14 protein-coding genes are annotated in these 17,627 nt (G+C 67.5%); 9 read left to right on the plus strand and 5 right to left on the minus strand.

The features are described 5' to 3' along the window. Nucleotides 1–67 precede the first annotated feature (67 nt). Nucleotides 68–838, minus strand: a complete 771-nt coding sequence (surE, locus tag AC1DS6_RS04475) for a 5'/3'-nucleotidase SurE (protein ID WP_441632372.1) — start codon at nt 836–838, stop codon at nt 68–70. A 259-nt stretch (nt 839–1,097) separates the two neighbouring features. Between surE and AC1DS6_RS04480 the strand changes: the two genes are divergently transcribed. The 5 genes from AC1DS6_RS04480 to AC1DS6_RS04500 all read left to right on the plus strand — a co-directional run bounded on the left by AC1DS6_RS04480 (nt 1,098) and on the right by AC1DS6_RS04500 (nt 6,879). Continuing rightward, the gene (locus tag AC1DS6_RS04480) at nt 1,098–2,042 is read left to right on the plus strand and encodes a DMT family transporter (RefSeq protein WP_441632374.1); all 945 of its coding nucleotides are present in this window, start codon (nt 1,098–1,100) and stop codon (nt 2,040–2,042) included. After that, a complete protein-coding gene (locus tag AC1DS6_RS04485) occupies nt 2,026–2,856 on the plus strand; it encodes a helix-turn-helix transcriptional regulator (protein WP_441632376.1) in 831 nt (276 codons plus the stop codon). Before AC1DS6_RS04480 ends, AC1DS6_RS04485 begins: the two co-directional genes overlap by 17 nt. Before the next feature lie 384 nt (nt 2,857–3,240). After that, nucleotides 3,241–4,620 (plus strand): amino acid permease, encoded by a 1,380-nt coding sequence (locus AC1DS6_RS04490; protein WP_441632378.1) that lies wholly within the window; start codon nt 3,241–3,243, stop codon nt 4,618–4,620. A 108-nt stretch (nt 4,621–4,728) separates the two neighbouring features. Continuing rightward, nucleotides 4,729–5,697 (plus strand): ferritin-like domain-containing protein, encoded by a 969-nt coding sequence (locus AC1DS6_RS04495; protein WP_441632380.1) that lies wholly within the window; start codon nt 4,729–4,731, stop codon nt 5,695–5,697. Nucleotides 5,698–5,739: 42 nt separating this feature from the next. Next, on the plus strand, nt 5,740–6,879 hold the full coding sequence (locus AC1DS6_RS04500) for a glycosyltransferase (protein ID WP_477102168.1): 1,140 nt from the start codon (nt 5,740–5,742) through the stop codon (nt 6,877–6,879). Nucleotides 6,880–6,926: 47 nt separating this feature from the next. Here the strand turns inward: AC1DS6_RS04500 and hpnA are convergent, their stop codons facing one another. Beyond that, nucleotides 6,927–7,928, minus strand: a complete 1,002-nt coding sequence (gene hpnA, locus AC1DS6_RS04505; protein ID WP_276285979.1) for a hopanoid-associated sugar epimerase — start codon at nt 7,926–7,928, stop codon at nt 6,927–6,929. Between the two features lie 158 nt (nt 7,929–8,086). On the opposite strand from hpnA, the gene ispH reads away from it, so the two are divergent. Together ispH and hpnH are read left to right on the plus strand one after the other, a co-directional pair. Next, the gene (gene ispH / locus AC1DS6_RS04510; protein WP_441632383.1) at nt 8,087–9,088 is read left to right on the plus strand and encodes a 4-hydroxy-3-methylbut-2-enyl diphosphate reductase; all 1,002 of its coding nucleotides are present in this window, start codon (nt 8,087–8,089) and stop codon (nt 9,086–9,088) included. 32 nt (nt 9,089–9,120) lie between these two features. Then, nucleotides 9,121–10,290, plus strand: a complete 1,170-nt coding sequence (gene hpnH / locus AC1DS6_RS04515) for an adenosyl-hopene transferase HpnH (protein WP_441632385.1) — start codon at nt 9,121–9,123, stop codon at nt 10,288–10,290. A 99-nt stretch (nt 10,291–10,389) separates the two neighbouring features. On the opposite strand, the gene AC1DS6_RS04520 is transcribed toward hpnH, so the two are convergent. Further along, entirely contained in the window at nt 10,390–11,028 is a 639-nt protein-coding gene (locus AC1DS6_RS04520; RefSeq protein WP_035865348.1) for an MlaC/ttg2D family ABC transporter substrate-binding protein, read from the minus strand. A gap of 311 nt (nt 11,029–11,339) precedes the next feature. Here AC1DS6_RS04520 and hpnN point away from each other — a divergent pair, with 311 nt between their 5' ends. Together hpnN and AC1DS6_RS04530 are read left to right on the plus strand one after the other, a co-directional pair. Continuing rightward, entirely contained in the window at nt 11,340–14,006 is a 2,667-nt protein-coding gene (gene hpnN, locus AC1DS6_RS04525) for a hopanoid transporter HpnN (RefSeq protein ID WP_477102169.1), read from the plus strand. 17 nt (nt 14,007–14,023) lie between these two features. Further along, nucleotides 14,024–14,821 (plus strand): MlaA family lipoprotein, encoded by a 798-nt coding sequence (locus tag AC1DS6_RS04530; RefSeq protein WP_477102210.1) that lies wholly within the window; start codon nt 14,024–14,026, stop codon nt 14,819–14,821. 55 nt (nt 14,822–14,876) lie between these two features. Here the strand turns inward: AC1DS6_RS04530 and AC1DS6_RS04535 are convergent, their stop codons facing one another. After that, nucleotides 14,877–15,554 carry a phosphorylase gene (locus AC1DS6_RS04535; RefSeq protein WP_441632424.1) on the minus strand — a complete coding sequence of 226 codons (678 nt, stop codon included), beginning with the start codon at nt 15,552–15,554 and terminating at the stop codon, nt 14,877–14,879. 32 nt (nt 15,555–15,586) lie between these two features. Continuing rightward, nucleotides 15,587–17,602 (minus strand): squalene--hopene cyclase, encoded by a 2,016-nt coding sequence (gene shc / locus AC1DS6_RS04540; protein ID WP_441632391.1) that lies wholly within the window; start codon nt 17,600–17,602, stop codon nt 15,587–15,589. Nucleotides 17,603–17,627 lie beyond the last annotated feature (25 nt).

Raw genomic sequence — 17,627 nt, forward strand, 5'->3', positions numbered from 1 at the left:
CCCATCGCCGGGCGCTATCCGAACGTCGCGGCCTGCGCCTGGGTCCAGCGATCAAGGCCCGGCGCCATCACAGGCGCCCCGCCAGTTCCGCCGCCGCCTCCTCGTCGGTGCGCTCGAAGCGCAGCGGCGTGACGGAGATGCCGCCGCGGCCGATCACGACGGCCTCGCTGTCCTCGGCGTCGGGGCGCGGGCCGCGAGAGAACTGCAGCCAGTGATACGGGATCCCGCGCGGGTCGACATGCGCCCTGACGGCGAGATCCTTGACCAGGCCGACGCCCTGGCGCGTCACCGTCAGCGGGCCGGCCGACTCGGGTACCACATCGGGGAAGTTGACGTTCAGGCAGGCCTGCTGGTTCCAGCCTGCCGCAAGCAGGCGGCGGATCACCTCAGGGGCCAGCTCGCCCGCAGTTTCCCAGCGCACCGCATTGCGATCGGTAAAGGCCTGGCTCAGCGCGATCGCCGGGATGCCCAGCAATACGCCGGTCATGGCGGCGCCTACGGTGCCTGAGAACACGGTTTCGAGCCCAAGGTTGGCGCCGCGGTTGATGCCCGACAGGACCAGGCTCGGCGGGGCATCGGCCATCAGGTGCCGCGCGGCCATGACGACACAGTCGCCCGGCGTGCCGGACACGCCAAAGCGGCGTTCGCCCTGCTGGCTGATGCGCAACGGCGAGTGCAGGCTCAGCGAGTGCGAGGTCCCGCTCTGGTCGTGCTCGGGCGCGACCACCCAGACCTCGCGCGCCAGCTTGGCGGCCACGGCCTCGAGCACGGCCAGGCCGGGGGCGTCGATGCCGTCATCGTTCGTAAGGAGTACGCGTTCCAGCAAGAGTTCGGACATGGAGAAAGGGGGCTGTAGATTGACGAATCCTGGGCTGCCTTGCGCGGGAAACAGCGTCAGGCGCAGCGCAAGACGTTGCAACGGCCATGATGTGGCCGGCCGGGGCGAAGGCCAACTATAAACCGAAGCCGAGGCCGGTCGGCCGCACAGCGGCGCGCGTTGCCGGATTCGCCAAGACAGCACGGTATCCGGCTACTAACCTGCAGCCCATTGTTGTCCGCCCTGCCCGCGCCGCGCGCGCCCAAAACCCCAATACGCCATGCCGTCACCCCGTCACACCGTTCCACCCAGCGCCATCTGGCTGTCCAGCCTCGCCTTCGTGCTGATCTGGTCGACCGGCTTCATCGTGGGCCGTGCGATCGTGCCGGTGGCGCAGCCCAGCCTCTTCCTGCTGGCCCGCTTCTCGCTGGCGGCCCTGCTGTTCACCGGCGTAGCCCTGGCCGGCGGCGCGCGCTGGCCGGCACTGCGCGATGTGCCGAAACACTTGCTGGCCGGCGGCCTGTTGCACGGCAGCTACCTGGGTGGCGGTTACTGGGCCATTGCACATGGCCTGGCGCCATCGGCCATGGCCTTGCTCGGCGCCTTGCAGCCGCTGCTGACGGCGCTGCTGGCGATCCCGCTGCTGGGAGAATTCCCGTCCCGCCGGGGCTGGGGCGGACTTGCGCTGGGCTCGCTGGGCGTAGTATTGGTAGTGGCCCCGGCCACCCTGGCCAGCGCGCCCAGCCCGGTATCGCCGTGGGTGGTGCTGGTGGCGGGGCTTTCCATCCTCTCCATCACCATGGGCACGATCCTGCAAAAAACCTCGATTGCCGCCGCCGACCTGCGTGCCAGCTCGGCGTGGCAGAACGTGGGCGGCGCACTGGTGGCCGGCGCGCTGGCCTGGATGCTGGGCGAGACGCACTGGCAGCCGGGCCTGGCGCTGTGGTCCGCGCTGGCGTGGGCCACCCTGGTGCTGTCGGGCCTGGGCACCTACCTGTTGCTGCGCATCGTCAGGCGCGGCCAGGCCGCCAAGGCGGCCTCGCTGATGTTCCTCGCTCCGCCGCTGGCCGCGTTGCAGGCCTGGGGGCTGTTTGGCGACCGGCTCGGGCCCCTGCAATTGCTCGGCCTGATCGTTGCCGGACTTGGGGTCTGGCTGTGCCAGACCGGCCAGGGCGGCAAGCGCGGCGACGCCATTGGGAAAACCGGCCATGTCGCCGCCCGATAAGCGCGCCTTGCCGGCAATACCGGCGAGCCTGCCGGCTCCGCTGGTGGAGACTCGCGTCTACCAGCCGGAGCCAGAGCGGCATCGCCATGACTATTACCAGGTACTGTTCGGCCTGGACGGTGCCTGCGAGTTGGAAATCGGCGGACACCTGCACCGGCTCGATCCCCGTAGCGGGCTGATCGTACCTGCCGGCGAGTGCCACGATTTCCTCGGGCTGGGGAACAACCGGCAACTGGTGCTGGACGTTCCGCCCGGTTCGCTCGCGTTGCCGGCGGCACTGACGGACCGTGTGAGGGCGTTTGCCGTCACCGACGCCTGGAGCGCCGGCGTGCGGCGCGTGGCCATGCTGCAGCAAGGCACGAGCCAGGCCGGCTCGCGCCAGCATCACTGGCAGTTGGCGGCCACGCTTGCCTCCGACCTCGCGCAAGCGCTCGGCGTGGATGGCCGTGTCCGGCCGGCGCATTTCCCCCTGGCGGAAATCGACGCCTACCTGCGCCAGCATCTGGAGGCACCTGTGCGCGCCAGCCAGCTTGCGGCACATTTCGGCTGGAGCGTAAGGCGTTTCCACACCCTGTTCCGCGACGCCTTTGGCGATACGCCGCATCGTTACCAGACACGCATGCGGCTGGACCAGGCCACGCGCCTGCTGGCCGACCGGAGCCAGGCGCTGGCGGATATTTCGCTGACGCTCGGCTTTCCCGACCAGACCACCTTTACCCGCAGCTTCACCCAGCGCTTTGGCATGCCGCCGGGCGCATGGCGCGCCGGCCTCGGGCCCGAGCGTATCGCCGCCCGCGCATCGCGCCGCCGCTAGCCGCTCCGCCGCCGCGCGACCCCACACGATGTGTCCCGGCCGCGCCGCACTTCCACCCCGCCGGAGCCATTTCAGCATTTTTTCCTGCTATTCATATAAATTTCAAAAACAAATGCTGGTCGATTGTCTTTAATCTGCTCGCCACTTCCGTCCAATAGCACCGCATCGGACTGCTTGCTTTCCAGCCAATGCTTGTCTTAAAAGGCAAACAATTGCGCCGGAAGGCCAGTTTTCAGTAGGACATGCCCACCAGGCATCCCCTATGAAGATGCGGCGCCGGCCTTGTCCGCACCATCTGCGCGACTTGTCCACGGAAGCCAGGAGGCGCACCCGGACCGCTCCCAAAAGGGGCGATTCCGGACAATTACCGATCGGAGACAAGAGATGAGTGAAAACGGAGAAGCGCTGCACCGCGGCCTTGGCGAACGCCAGATCCGGCTGATGGCGCTGGGCTCGGCCATTGGCGTGGGCCTGTTCCTGGGCTCGGCGAGCGCCATCAAGATGGCCGGGCCGGCCATCATGCTGGCCTATATCATCGGCGGCGCCATGATCTTCCTGATCATGCGCGCGCTCGGCGAAATGGCCGTGCACAACCCGGTGGCAGGTTCCTTCTGCCGCTACGCGCAGGACTATATGGGGCCGTTGGCCGGCTACCTGACGGGCTGGAACTACTGGTTCCTGTGGCTGGTGACCTGCATCGCCGAAATCACCGCTGTCGCCATCTACATGGGCATCTGGTTCCCCGACGTGCCCCGCTGGATCTGGGCGCTGGCGGCGCTGGCCGCGATGGGCTCGGTCAACCTGCTGGCGGTCAAGGCCTACGGCGAATTCGAGTTCTGGTTCGCCATGATCAAGATCGTCACCATCGTGCTGATGCTGATCGGCGGCACCGGCATGATCGTGGCTGGCTTTGGCAATGGCGGCGTGGCGATCGGCATTTCCAACCTGTGGACCCATGGCGGCTTCATGCCGAACGGCGCTTCCGGCGTGCTGATGTCGCTGCAGATGGTGATGTTCGCCTACCTCGGCGTGGAGATGATCGGCCTGACCGCCGGTGAGGCGAAAAACCCGCGGAAATCGATCCCAGGCGCCATCAACTCGGTGTTTTGGCGCATCCTGATCTTCTACGTGGGCGCGCTGTTCGTGATCCTCGCCATCTACCCCTGGAACGAAATCGGCACGCAGGGCAGCCCCTTCGTGATGACGTTCGAACGCCTCGGCATCAAGACCGCCGCCGGCATCATCAACTTCGTGGTGCTGACCGCCGCGCTGTCCTCCTGCAACGGCGGCATCTTCAGCACGGGCCGCATGCTCTACAACCTGGCACAGCAAGGCCAGGCGCCGCGCGCCTTTGCCGTGACGGACCGCAACGGCGTGCCGCGCCGCGCCCTGCTCGTTTCGATTGCCGCATTGTTGTGCGGCGTGCTGCTGAACTACCTGGTCCCCGAGAAGGTGTTCGTCTGGGTCACCTCGATCTCCACCTTCGGCGCCATCTGGACCTGGGCCGTGATCCTGGTCACGCAGATGAACTTCCGCCGCGGCCTGTCCTCGGCGGAACGCAGCAAGCTCGCCTTCCGCATGCCGTTCTGGCCCTATGGCTCCTGGGTGGCGCTGGCCTTCCTGGGGCTGGTGGTCGCGCTGATGGCGTACTTCCCGGATACGCGCATCGCGCTGTACGTGGGCCCGGCCTGGCTGATCCTGCTGACCTTGCTGTATTACCGGCTGGGCATGCAGTCCCGTTCGCCGGTGCAGTACCAGGGCTAGGGCCAGCCCTGTCCCCGCCCGCCGCGCCGTGATGCTTGTCCGGCACGCGCGGGCGCGTCGGCCAAGCTAGAATGACCCCCAAACCATCCACAGCCAGGGGGGAGCGGGATGTCAGACGCACTTGCGGCGCCCAGCAGATCCGAAAAGCCGAGCGCCGAAGCGCGCGCAACCGCCGTCGCAGCGACCATCGCGAAGGCCGCGATCGACCAGGCCGACCATGCCATGCGCAACTGGACCGATCCCGAACCCGGGCCGGTCCGCATTGGCTCGCCCCGGCACTTGCGCATGTTCTGCAACATGCTGCTGCAAACCCACAACCCCTATAAACCGGCCGTCATCGACTGGCCGAGCCTCGACCCCGACGCCTTGCACCGGGTGACGTCCCTGCCGATCTGGGATATCGCGGTGCAGACCGAGGGACGCGCGTCCATCCGTGTGCAGTCCTTCGCCAATACCGTGGCCGAGCCGCTGCTGCGCAGCGCGCTTGAGATGGACGGCGCAGAGGAGGCGCGGCACAAGGTGGTGCTATCGAAACTGGTCGAGGCATATGGCATCGCGCTGGCGCCTGAACCCGAGTACCTGCCCCCCGCCGACGCCGAATGGGGCTGGCTGGTGACCGGCTACAGCGAGTGTATCGACAGCTTTGCCGCGTTCGGACTGTTCGCCGCGGCCAGGCGCTCGGGCTTCTTTCCCGCCGAACTGGTCGAAACCTTCGAACCCGTCATCCAGGAGGAAGGCCGGCACATCCTGTTTTTCGTCAACTGGGCCGCCTGGTACCGCCGCAGCCTGCCCTGGTGGCGGCGCCCCCTGTACGCGCTCAAGGTGATGCGGGTGTGGGCTTTCCTGATCTGGGAGCGCGTTGGCATTGCGCGCGGCATCGATGCCGATGGCATGGCCAAGGACGCCAATTTCCCGATGAACAGTACGGCAGCGATCGCCGAGACCTTGTCCGCGCGCGAGATGATCGATCTTTGCCTGGCCGAGAACGAACGCCGCATGGCGGGTTACGATCCGCGCCTGTTGCGGCCGGAGACCGTTCCCAAGCTGGCCCGGCTTGCCCGCCGCTTTCTGCGCTGAGCGCACCTTGACCCACCTGAAGCTGTTCTGGAGCCTTTTGAGATGTTCCTGTTGTCCCTGATCCCCCTCGCCATCTGGTGCGTGCTGCTGGCTGGCCGCGCCGGCTTCTGGCGGGTGCGCAAGCCCGGCCCCGCGCCCGCCCCGGCGCAATGGCCGGAAGTGGTCGCCATCATCCCGGCACGCAACGAGGCGGCCGTCATCGGCGGCGCGGTGACCAGCGTGCTGGGTCAGTCCTATCCCGCGCCCCTGCGGCTGATGGTGGTGGACGACCATAGCACCGACGGTACCGCCGACATTGCACGCAGCGCCGCGGCTGCGCTGGGCAAGGCGGAATCGCTTGCGGTGATCACGGCGCGCGAGCTGCCACCCGGCTGGAGCGGCAAGGTTTGGGCGCAGTCGGAAGGCCTGGAAGCCGCTGACAGGCTGGCTCCCGCGGCCACCTGGGTGTGGCTGACGGATGCCGACATCCATCACGGCCACGGTGTGCTGGCGCAGCAGGTGGCGCGCGCGGAATGCGAGCAGCGGGACCTGGTTTCATTGATGGTGCGGCTGCGCTGCGCATCCTGGTGGGAGCGCATGATCGTCCCGGCCTTTGTGTTCTTTTTTGCCAAGCTCTACCCGTTCGCGCGCGTCAACAACCCGCGCAGCGGCGTGGCCGCGGCCGCCGGCGGCTGCATGCTGGCGCGGCGCAGCGCGCTGGCCCGCATCGGCGGATTTGCCGCGATCCGCGGCGAACTGATCGACGACTGCAGCCTGGCAGCCTGTATCAAGCAAGGCGGCTCAATCCGCCTGGACCTCGCCGACGACAGCATCTCGGTGCGCCCCTACGATGACTGGCGCAGCCTGTGGGACATGATCGCGCGCAGCGCCTACACCCAGCTGCGCTACTCGCCGCTGTTGCTGGCCGGCGCCGTGGCTGGCATGGTGCTGACCTACCTGGCGCCACCCCTGCTGGCGCTTGGCGGCGGCCTGCGGCTATGGCCGGCATGGGCGGCCTGGCTGGCCATGACGCTGGCCTACATGCCCATGCTGCGCGAATACCGCCAGCCCCTCTGGCTGGCGCCGCTGCTGCCGCTGACGGCCTTGTTCTACCTTGGCGCCACCATCGATTCCGCGCGCCGCTACTGGCTGCGCAAGGGCGGGCAGTGGAAAGGCCGTGCGCAAGCGCCGCAGCGCGGCTGACGGCAGCGGGCCGGAGGCTGGCAGCGCGCCTGCGCCGCCAGCCAGTTTCAGCGCAGGTAGCCGGCGGTACGGAACCAGTCGAGCGCCTCGCCCAGGCCTTGCTGGTAGGGCCGTGCCTGGTAGCCAAGCACCTGGCGGGCTTTTTCCGAACTGAAGAACATCCGGTATTTCGACATCGACAGGCCATCGGCCGTCAGGAAGGGCTCTTTGCCCGTCATGCGCGCCACCGCCTCCGCCGCGAAAGCGAGCGGGTAAAGCGGCCAGCGCGGCAGGCTGATGGTGGGCGGGCGCCGCCCGGTCATGGCGGCAATGTCGGCCAGCATCTGCTGCAGGGAGACGTCCTGCCCGCCAAGAATATACCGCTCGCCGGTCACGCCGCGCTCCAGCGCCAGCATATGCCCGGCCGCCACGTCGTCCACATGCACCAGATTGAGGCCAGTATCGACAAAGGCGGGGATCTTGCCGCTGGCGGCTTCGACAATGATGCGGCCGGTAGGCGTCGGCCGCACGTCGCGCGGGCCGATCGGCGTGGAGGGATTGACGATCACCGCCTCGAGGCCGTCGCGGGCCACCATGCGCTCCACCACGCGCTCGGCCAGCACCTTGCTGCGCTTGTAGGCACCGATCGCCTCATGGTCGCCCATGGCGGCGTCTTCTGCCACCGGCGCCGTGGCGCCCGCTACCCGCAACGTCGCCACGCTGCTTGTGTACACCACGCGTTCCACGCCGCAGGCGAGTGCCGCGCCCATCACGGTTTCGGTCCCGGCCACATTGGTGCGTACGATTTCCTCGGGATCCGGAGCCCACAGGCGGTAATCCGCCGCCACATGAAACAGATAGCGCACGCCTTTCAACGCACTTTCCATGGCGCGTGCATCGCGCATATCGCCCTCGGCGATCTCAACCGGCAGGTCCTCCAGGTTGCGGCGCGGGCTGCCCGCGCGTACCATCGCGCGCACCCGGAACCCGCGCTCCAGCGCCTGCCGCGCTACCGCCGAACCGAGAAAACCCGATGCGCCCGTTACCAGGACATAGTCTCCTGACGTCATGTTCCCCACAGGAATAACCCTCAAAGTGTTGCAGGCGTTTGCCAGGTGCCAGACAAAGGTTGCGGCACGGGTATATAGTAACCACCGTATGACGGGAAAGTGATTCCGGAATATCAACTAATGCTGAACCCGTTGACTGGGTCGGGGGGCCTATTTTTATGCAGGTGATTCTTGCTCAACCCCGCGGTTTTTGTGCCGGCGTGGTGCGCGCGATCGAGATTGTAGATCGTGCCCTACTCAAGCATGGAGCCCCGGTGTTCGTGCGACACGAAATCGTGCACAACAAGCACGTGGTGGAAGGGCTAAGGCAAAAGGGTGCGCGCTTCGTGGAAGAACTGCATGAAGTGCCGACCGGCGCCGTCACGATTTTCAGCGCGCATGGCGTCTCCAAGGACGTCGAGAGCGATGCGCGGACCCGCCAGTTGCACTCGATCGACGCGACCTGCCCGCTCGTGATCAAGGTACATACGCAGGGCCGGCAATATGCCGCCAGCGGCCGCACGGTGATCCTGATCGGCCATGCCGGCCATCCGGAGGTCGAAGGCACCATGGGACAGATCCCGGGCAAGGTCATCCTGGTGCAAAGCGAGGCGGAGGTCGCGCAACTCGACCTGCCCGCGGATACCCCCGTGGCCTACGTCACGCAGACCACGCTGAGCGTGGACGATACACGTAATATAATTGCCGCCCTGAGCCGGCGCTTTGCCAACCTGGTGGGGCCAGATACGCGCGATATCTGCTACGCCACGCAAAACCGGCAAAGCGCAGTCCGCGAGCTGTCCAAGCAGGTGGAGGTGATCCTTGTGATCGGCGCCACCAATAGCTCCAACTCCAACCGCTTGCGCGAGATCGGTACGGAAAGTGGCGTGCCGAGCTATCTGATTGCCGACGGCAGCGAGCTGAACCCCGAATGGGTGCGCGGTGTCGAAGTCGTGGGTATCACGGCAGGTGCGTCCGCGCCCGAGGAAATGGTCAAGGACGTGATCGCCGCGCTGCGCAGGCTCGGACCGGTGGAGGTGTCCACCATGGATGGCCGCGAGGAGCACGCCGAATTCCGCTTGCCCGCCGAGCTGGCCGATCCGTCGCCGCGCAGGCAGGCAGCCGGCACGGCCGCAACCGAGGCCGTGCCGCAGCCGGACCCGCAAACCGCCGCTGGCTGACCCCGGCCGCCCCCATAACAAGGAAGTACATTTTGGCCATTCCCTTTTTGCAGGTTGCCCGCGTGGGCGCCTATGTCGTCAAGCAGCATCTCTCCGGCAACAAGCGCTATCCGCTGGCACTGATGCTGGAACCGCTGTTCCGCTGCAACCTGGCCTGTAACGGCTGCGGCAAGATCGACTATCCGGACCCCATCCTGAACCAGCGCCTGTCCATCGAGCAGTGCCTGGGCGCGGTCGACGAATGCGGCGCCCCGGTGGTCTCCATCGCCGGCGGCGAACCGCTGCTGCACAAGGACATGCCCACCATCGTCAAGGGCATCATTGCGCGCCGCAAGTTCGTCTACCTGTGCACCAATGCACTGCTGATGGAAAAGAAGCTGGACCAGTACGAGCCCAGCCCTTACTTCGTCTGGTCGGTGCACCTGGATGGCGACCGCGAGATGCATGACCGTTCGGTGAGCCAGGAAGGCGTTTACGACCGTTGCGTCGAGGCGATCGCCGCGGCCAAGAAGCGCGGCTTCCGCGTCAACATCAACTGCACGCTGTTCAACGATGCCGAGCCGGAAAAAGTGGCCCGCTTCTTCGACTCCGTGAAGGCCATGGGCGTGGACGGCATCACCGTATCGCCGGGCTATGCCTACGAGCGCGCGCCGGACCAGCAGCACTTCCTGAACCGCGGCAAGACCCGCCAGTTGTTCCGCGACATCCTGTCGCGCGGCCGTGCCGGCAAGAACTGGGCCTTCAGCCAGTCCACGCTGTTCCTGGACTTCCTGGCCGGCAACCAGACCTACAAGTGCACGCCCTGGGGCAATCCGGCGCGCACCGTGTTCGGCTGGCAGCGTCCGTGTTACCTGGTCGGCGAAGGCTATGTCGGCACCTTCAAGGAACTGATGGAAGGCACCGACTGGGACGCCTACGGCGTCGGCAACTACGAGAAGTGCGCCGACTGCATGGTCCACAGCGGCTTTGAAGCCACCGCGGTGGCGGACACCATCGCCCATCCGCTCAAGGCGCTGGGCGTTAGCCTGCGCGGCGTGCGCACCTCGGGCCCGATGGCGCCGGATATCGACCTGACCAAGCAACGCCCTGCCGACTACGTGTTCTCGAAGCACGTCGAGATCAAGCTTGAAGAGATCGGCCGCGCCAAGTCATCCAAGGCAGCCAACGACACCGCCGCCACACGGAAAGCCGCCACGCGCTGAAGCGCAGGCAATCCGGAATGCATAAAGGCTCGCACCCTGGGTACCGCGTGTACCGGGGGCGAGCCTTTTATCGTCCATGCCGGCGGTAACGCCGGGGGCTCAAGCGTCGGCGTTCTGGCGCGCGTTGTGGTTGGCCAGGTACTTGAGCAAGCCGTCGATGCCGTTACGCGCGACGATATCGGCGAACTGCCGGCGGTAGACCTCGATCAGCCAGGCGCCCATCATATTGATGTCGTAGATCTTCCAGCCGTTGCCGACGCGCTGCAGGCGGTAGTCGATCTGCATCTCGTCGCCGTTGTTGAGCACGCGCGTCTCGACCACCACATCGGTGGCGCCGCTGGCGGCCAGCGCGGGCTTGTAGCGGAACTTGACGTTCTGCTCGCGCAGTTGCGACAGCGAAACCGCGTAGCTGCGCACCAGCAGGGTCTGGAATTGCTCGTACAGTTGCTTTTGCTGCTCGGGCGTGGCATTGCGCCACGCGCTGCCGACCGCCAGCCGGGTGGTACGCTCGAAATCGGTGTAGGGCAGGAACTGGCGCTGCACTACTGCGGTAATCTTGCCCAGATCGCCGCTGCGGGTGTCGGGGCTGGACTGGATGGTGCCGATCACGCCTTCGACGGCGGCCCGCACCATGCGGTCCGGCGAAGACCTGTCGACCGTTTGCGCCTGTGCGGCGGAAACCATCGCCACCACGGCGAGCGGGGCCAGAGCCTGGAAAGCAATACCGTATTTCTTCATGCGAATTTGGACCTGAATATGCCAGTCGGTTCGCCGCCGGAAATGCCCGGCAGACTTGCCAAGGGAAACATGCCGCGCCGCGGGCTGCGAGACCGCAGCCCGGCTCGCGCGCGTGTGCCGGGGCAGTATAGCGTACCGAAGCCGGCGCTCGCCGCGCCGGCGGCAACCGCGCATTGCATGACGGCGCGGCCAAAGCGGCAGCGCTATGCCGCGTCCTGCCGTTATACTCGCGGCTGCCGCTTTGCGCGCTGCGCTGCGCTTTTTTTCGCGCCTCGTTGCGCGCCACACAGTTACTGTCCCCCTTATCGCCCATGTTGACGTCGTTGGTCATCCGCATCGTCCAGTTTTCTACCCGCCGCGCGTGGCCCGTGATCGCGCTGACGCTGCTGCTGACTGCCGCCAGCGGCGTCTATGTGGCAGGCCATTTCGCCATCAACACCGATATCAGCCGCCTGCTCCAGTCGGACCAGCCCTGGGCGCGCCGCGATGCCGCCGTGAGCGCCGCCTTTCCCCAGCGCGACCAGATGATCCTGGCCGTGGTGCAGGCGCCGGCCGCGGAACTGGCGGACGCCGCCGCCGACGAGCTGGCCAAGGCGCTGCGCCAGCAGGGCGAGCGCTTTCGCGCCGTCAGCCAGCCGGGCGGCGGGGAATTCTTCGAGCGTAACGGACTGCTCTTCGTCGAAACGGAAAAGCTGCGCGATACCACCACGCAACTGACCCAGGCACGTCCCCTGCTCAACGCCCTTGCGCATGACCCGACCCTGCGCGGCCTGTCCGATACGCTATCGACTACGCTGTCGTTGCCGCTGCAACTCGGGCAGGTCAAGCTGGGCGACATGGCCAAGCTGCTCGGCAGCAGCGCGCGCACGGTGGACCAGGTACTGGCAGGCAAGCCCGGAGCGCTGTCCTGGACCGGATTGGTCGACAGCAGCCTGCAACCTGCGCCCGGCGGCGTCGCCACGGCGTTCGTCGCGCTCAGCCCCGTGCTCGACTACGCCGGCCTGCAAGCCGGCGCGGATGCCGCCGGCGCTATTCGCGCCACGGCGGCCAAGCTCGGGCTGGCCCAGCGGTACGGCGCCACGGTGCGCCTGACCGGCTCGCAAGCGCTGGCGGATGACGAATTTGCCTCGGTCAAGGAAGGGGCCGCCTTCAATGGCGTGCTGACGTTGCTGGTGGTGATCCTGATCCTGTGGCTGGCATTGCGCTCCAAGCGGCTGATCCTGGCGGTACTGGCCAGCATGCTGGTGGGCCTGGTCATCACCGCCGCGCTCGGGCTGGCCATGGTCGGCGCGCTCAATATGATCTCCGTGGCCTTCGCCGTGCTGTTTGTCGGGCTTGGCGTGGATTTCGGCATTCAGTTCGGCGTGCGCTACCGCGCCGAGCGCCATGTGCATCCCGAAATCCCGGTAGCCCTGGCGAGTGCCGCCAAGGCGGTCGGCGTGCCACTGGCGCTTGCCGCCGCCGCTACCGCGGCTGCCTTCTTCTGCTTCCTGCCCACCGACTACCGCGGCGTGGCCGAGCTGGGCCAGATCGCAGGGGTGGGCATGCTGATCGCGTTCACCACCACCATCACGCTGCTGCCCGCGCTGATCACGGTATTCCGCCCGAAGGACGAAGCGGGACGGACCGAAGTGCCTGGCTTCAAGTGGCTGGCACCGGCCGATGTGTTCTTCGAGCGCTATCGCAAGCAAGTGCTGCTGGTCACCTGCGGCCTGATCCTGGCCGGCTCGCCCCTGCTGTTGCACCTGCGGTTCGACTTCGATCCGCTGCACCTCAAGGATCCGCACTCGGAATCGATGGCAACCCTGCTCTCGCTCAAGGATGCGCCCCAGGCCGGCACCGACAACGTCAACGTGCTGGCGCCCTCTCTGGCCGCGGCCGTCGCCGCCGCCAACCGCCTGGCAGCGTTGCCGGAGGTGTCGCGCGTCGTCACGCTGCAGACTTTCATACCCGACGACCAGCCAGCGCGGCTGGCCTTGATCGCCAAAGCATCGGCGAGCCTGATGCCGGTGCTGACGCAGACCGTGGCCACGCCTGCGGACGATGCGCGGCTCGTCAATTCGCTCAAGAACGCGGCGCGCCAGCTCACCCTCGCGGCGGAGGATCATCCCGGCCCGGGCGCCACCGAAGCCGCCCACCTGGCTACGGGGCTGCGCAAGCTTGCCGGCGCGGACGCCGCCACCCGCGCGCGCGCCGAACAGGCCATCGCCCTGCCGCTGCGCCTCGCGCTGGCCCGCCTGCAGCGGATGCTGTCGCCGCAGCCGATCAGCCGGGAGACCTTGCCGCCCGCCCTGGTACGCGACTGGGTCGCCCCCGACGGACAGGCCCTGGTCAGCGTGAGCCCGAAGCTCCCCCCGGCGGCCAAGCCGGGAGATGCGTCGAGCAGCAACAGCGATGCGCGCGACGCCGCGCTGACGCGCTTTATCGATGCCGTGCAGCGCGTCGAGCCCGCCGCGGTAGGTGGCCCGATCTCGATCCGGGGCTCCGCCGACACCATCATGACCGCCTTTGCCCAAGCCGGCATCTGGGCCGTGCTGTCGATCACGCTGCTGCTTTGGATCACGCTGCGCCGCGTGGGCGATGTGCTGCGCACGCTGGTGCCGCTGCTGGTGTCCGCGCTGGTCACGCTGGAACTTTGCGTGGTGTTCGGCATCCCGCTCAATTTCGCCAACGTGATTGCCCTGCCCCTGCTGTTTGGCATCGGCGTGGCCTTCAAGATCTACTACGTGCTCGCCTGGCGCGAGGGCAAGACACACTTGCTGCAGTCCCCGCTCACCCACGCCGTGCTCTTCAGCGCCGCCACCACGGCCGCCGCCTTCGGCAGCCTGTGGTTGTCCCAGCATCCAGGCACGGCCAGCATGGGCAAGCTGCTGGCGCTGGCGCTGGCATGCACGCTGGTCGGCGCCGTATTTTTCCAGCCGATCCTGATGGGACGTCCGCGCGAGCGGTCCGCGCCCGCTACCGGACCGGCCCATTGAAACGCCATCTCAACATGATGAACCGCCCCGTCCCTCGCTTCTCGCGCCTACTGTCGGCGCTTTCCCTGTCGCTACTGGCCACGGCATGCGCCACCGGCCCGCAAGCCAACCCGGACGACCCGCTGGAGCCGCTCAACCGCGCAGTCTTCAAGGTCAACGACAAGGCTGACGAGTACGTAGCAACGCCGCTGGCCAAGGGCTACCGTGCCGTCACGCCACAGCCGGTGCGCACCGCTGTCACCAATTTCTACTCGAACCTGGCCGACGTCGGCAACACGGTCAACAACCTGCTGCAAGGCAAGGGCGTGGACGCGGCGGAAAGCTTCATGCGCGTCGCCATGAATTCGGTACTCGGGGTCGGCGGCCTGATCGATATCGCTACGCCAGCCGGCCTGAGCAAGCACTCCACCGACTTCGGGCTGACGATGGGCGTGTGGGGCGTGCCCGCCGGCCCGTACCTGGTGCTGCCGCTGTTCGGTCCCAGTTCGATCCGCGACGGGGTGGGCCTGTATGTGAACTTCCAGCTGTCGCCTACCACGTGGGTCGAAAAGGACGTGCAGTGGGCGCTGTGGGGCGTGGGTTTCCTCGATGCACGTACCAATGCACTGGCCGCGACCGATCTGTTGTCGCTGGCGGCACTGGATAAATACAGTTTCGTGCGGGATGGGTACCGGCAGCGCCGGCAGTACCTGATCCAGGGTGGTGGCGGGAAGCTGCCGGATTACGAGGATACGGATGCGCCCGCCGAAGGAGCGGCGCCCGCGCCGGCCGGCGGGGAAGAGAAAAAGCCTGAAGCGGAAGGGACGAAGCCTTAAGCTTTTGCTGCCCGGTCTTCGATCCGGCCGCCCGGGTCAAAGGCCGGGCGGCGGCTCACCCTAAACCAAACCCCGCCCCCACCCGGCCCCGCGCCACCTCCAGCGCCAACCTCGCCAGCCTGGCATCCCGACCCAGCCGGATCAGGTCCGGCACCTGCCCCGGCCCCGCCAGCAGCGCCTTGAGCAACGCCAGGATATCGGTGCCGCCATCGGGCCCCATCCCCGCCACCGCGGCGGGCGGCACATCCCGTTGCGCGGGATCGATCACGACCCGGCAGGCGGCAAACGGCACCCCGAATTCCTGGGCGATCCGCGCCGCGATATGAGACTCCATATCGACCGCCAGCGCCCCCGTGGCAGCGTGCAATGCCGTCTTGGCAGCCACCGAGGTCACCGCCTGGTCTGAGCCCGCCAGCGTCCCGGCAACGGCTTCCGGCAACGCAAGGGACAGTGCGCGAGACCAGCTTGCATCGACCGGCCGCGACGTATCGCCGTCGTGTACTGCGGTGGCGACAATCACCTTGCCAGGCGCAAGCGCGGGATCTAGCCCGCCCGCCACGCCAAAGCTGATCACGCCCGCGCAGGGATGCGCCAGGCGTTGCCGCAAGCCTTGCGCCAAGGCTTCGGCGCGTAGGCCGTGCAGGGTTTCAATGCCGGGGCCCGCGGCAATGCGGGCCTCGAAGCGCATGCCGGTCACCACCAGCGTGGGACCGGCGGCCTGCCGTTGCGGCAGGCGCGCGGACAAACCGGACGAAGCTGGCGCGCTCACATCCCCCACGCCACTGCCCGCGTGCCGTCGCGGCGCAGGTTGCGGTAGCGCGCCACGGCCCAGAGCGGGAAGAAGCGGGCATAACCGTGGTAGCGCAGGTAGAACACGCGCGGGAAGCCCACCGCGGTGAAGCGTGCCTCGTTCCACAGGCCATCGGCCTGCTGCGTGCGCACCAGGTAATCGATCCCCCGCGCCACGGCGGGATGATCGACCTCGCCCGCCGCCATCAGGCCCAGCAAGGCCCATGCGGTTTGCGAAGGGACGCTGGGCGCGGGCTCATAGCCCTGGTAGTCGAGGCGGTAACTGCTGCCATCCTCGCCCCAGCCGCCGTCGGCGTTCTGGATCGACACCAGCCACGCTGCCGCGCGGCGCATCTCCGGGGCCTCCGGTGGCAGGCCGGCAGCGTTCAGCGCGCACAGCGCGCTCCAGGTGCCGTAGATGTAGTTCATGCCCCAGCGGCCGTACCAGCTGCCGTCGGCCATCTGCTCGTCGAGCAGGTAGCGCAGCGCGCGCTTGAACGCCGGACTGCTCGCCGAGTTTTCACCCAGTTGCGCGAGCATCGACAGGCAGCGCGCCGAGACGTCGGCGGTGGGCGGATCGAGCAAGGCGCCGTGGTCGGCGAACGGAATATTGTTCAGGAATTCATGCGTGTTCTCGGGCTCGAAAGCGCCCCAGCCGCCGTTGCCGCTCTGCATGCCGGCCACCCACTCGCGCGCGCGGCTAACCGCTTCGTCATAGCGCGCGCGATGGCTCGCCGGGGCGACGGCCGGCGCCGCCGCGCCGGAACGCGCCGCGCGGTCCATGGCCATGGCCACCACGGCGGTATCGTCCACGTCCGGGTAGTGCGGATTGGCGTACTGGAAGGCCCAGCCGCCGGGACGCACGTCGGGACGCCGCACGATCCAGTCGCCGCGCACGTCCAGCACCTGCAGGGGGCGCAGCCATTGCAGGCCGCGCTCGGCCGCCGCCTCGGCGCGCGGGCCGCCGACCTCCAGCAAGGCGTGGCTGGCCAGCGAGGTATCCCAGACCGGCGACAGGCACGGCTGGCAATAGGCTTCGTCGCCATGCACGACCAGCAGCTTTTCGATGGAAGCGCGCGCCACCGCCACGTCCGGATCGGTACGCGGTACGCCCAGCACGTCGAACATCATGACGGCGTTCGCCATGGCCGGGAAGATGGCGCCCAGGCCGTCCTCGCCGTTCAGGCGTTCGCGCACGAATTTCTCGGCACGGGCAATGGCACGCTTGCGCAGGCTGCGGGGGAACAACGGCTCCGCCACGCGCAGGCCGGCATCCAGAGCGCTGAACACGGTGAACCAGACCCGGTTCTGATGCGGCGCCCTCGGGGCCAGGCGGGCCGCCTGGCAAGGACGGATAAACAATTCGTCGATGCCCACGCCACGCGGGTTCCTGGCCTGGGGGCGCAGGCTGTTGAGCACCAGCAGCGGCACGATCACGGTGCGGGCCCAGTACGCGACCTTGGACAAATGGAACGGGAACCAGAGCGGCAGCAGCATGATCTCGACCGGCATCATCGGCACCGCTTGCCACGGCATCACGCCGTACAGCGCCAGCAGCGTGCGGGTGAAGACGTTGCTGGCCTCGGCGCCGCCCTGGGCGTGGATGGACGCGCGGGCGCGGCGCATAGGCTCGGATTCGGTATCGTCGCCAATCATCTTGAGGGCGAAATACGCTTTCACGCTGGCGCTGATGTCCGAGCGGCCCTGATGGAACAGCGGCCAGCCGCCGTCGGCATTCTGGATGCGGCGCAGGTAGCGCGCGATACGCGCTTCCAGCACGGCATCCGGGGTCTCGCCCAGGTAGTGCACCAGCAGTACGTATTCCGCCGGGATCGTGGCGTCGGCCTCCAGCTCGAATACCCAGTGGCCGTCCGGCCGCTGGGTCGCCAGCAAAGCGTCAAGCGCACGGTCGAGCGTGCCTTGCAGCTCGTGATGCTCCGGCGCACCCTGCACGGCCGTGGCCGGCGTGGGGGATAGTGCTACTTGGCTCATCGGTCTCGATGTCCTCTTTTCAACA

The organism is Cupriavidus sp. 05L310, from assembly GCF_056398185.1.

What these genes read in the sequence shown, in the direction of transcription:
- surE (WP_441632372.1), bottom strand. Translation starts at nt 838, where the DNA reads ATGTCCGAACTCTTGCTGGAACGCGTACTCCTTACGAACGATGACGGC.
- AC1DS6_RS04480 (WP_441632374.1), top strand. Translation starts at nt 1,098, where the DNA reads ATGCCGTCACCCCGTCACACCGTTCCACCCAGCGCCATCTGGCTGTCC.
- AC1DS6_RS04485 (WP_441632376.1), top strand. Translation starts at nt 2,026, where the DNA reads ATGTCGCCGCCCGATAAGCGCGCCTTGCCGGCAATACCGGCGAGCCTG.
- AC1DS6_RS04490 (WP_441632378.1), top strand. Translation starts at nt 3,241, where the DNA reads ATGAGTGAAAACGGAGAAGCGCTGCACCGCGGCCTTGGCGAACGCCAG.
- AC1DS6_RS04495 (WP_441632380.1), top strand. Translation starts at nt 4,729, where the DNA reads ATGTCAGACGCACTTGCGGCGCCCAGCAGATCCGAAAAGCCGAGCGCC.
- AC1DS6_RS04500 (WP_477102168.1), top strand. Translation starts at nt 5,740, where the DNA reads ATGTTCCTGTTGTCCCTGATCCCCCTCGCCATCTGGTGCGTGCTGCTG.
- hpnA (WP_276285979.1), bottom strand. Translation starts at nt 7,928, where the DNA reads ATGACGTCAGGAGACTATGTCCTGGTAACGGGCGCATCGGGTTTTCTC.
- ispH (WP_441632383.1), top strand. Translation starts at nt 8,087, where the DNA reads ATGCAGGTGATTCTTGCTCAACCCCGCGGTTTTTGTGCCGGCGTGGTG.
- AC1DS6_RS04520 (WP_035865348.1), bottom strand. Translation starts at nt 11,028, where the DNA reads ATGAAGAAATACGGTATTGCTTTCCAGGCTCTGGCCCCGCTCGCCGTG.
- hpnN (WP_477102169.1), top strand. Translation starts at nt 11,340, where the DNA reads ATGTTGACGTCGTTGGTCATCCGCATCGTCCAGTTTTCTACCCGCCGC.
- AC1DS6_RS04530 (WP_477102210.1), top strand. Translation starts at nt 14,024, where the DNA reads ATGAACCGCCCCGTCCCTCGCTTCTCGCGCCTACTGTCGGCGCTTTCC.
- shc (WP_441632391.1), bottom strand. Translation starts at nt 17,602, where the DNA reads ATGAGCCAAGTAGCACTATCCCCCACGCCGGCCACGGCCGTGCAGGGT.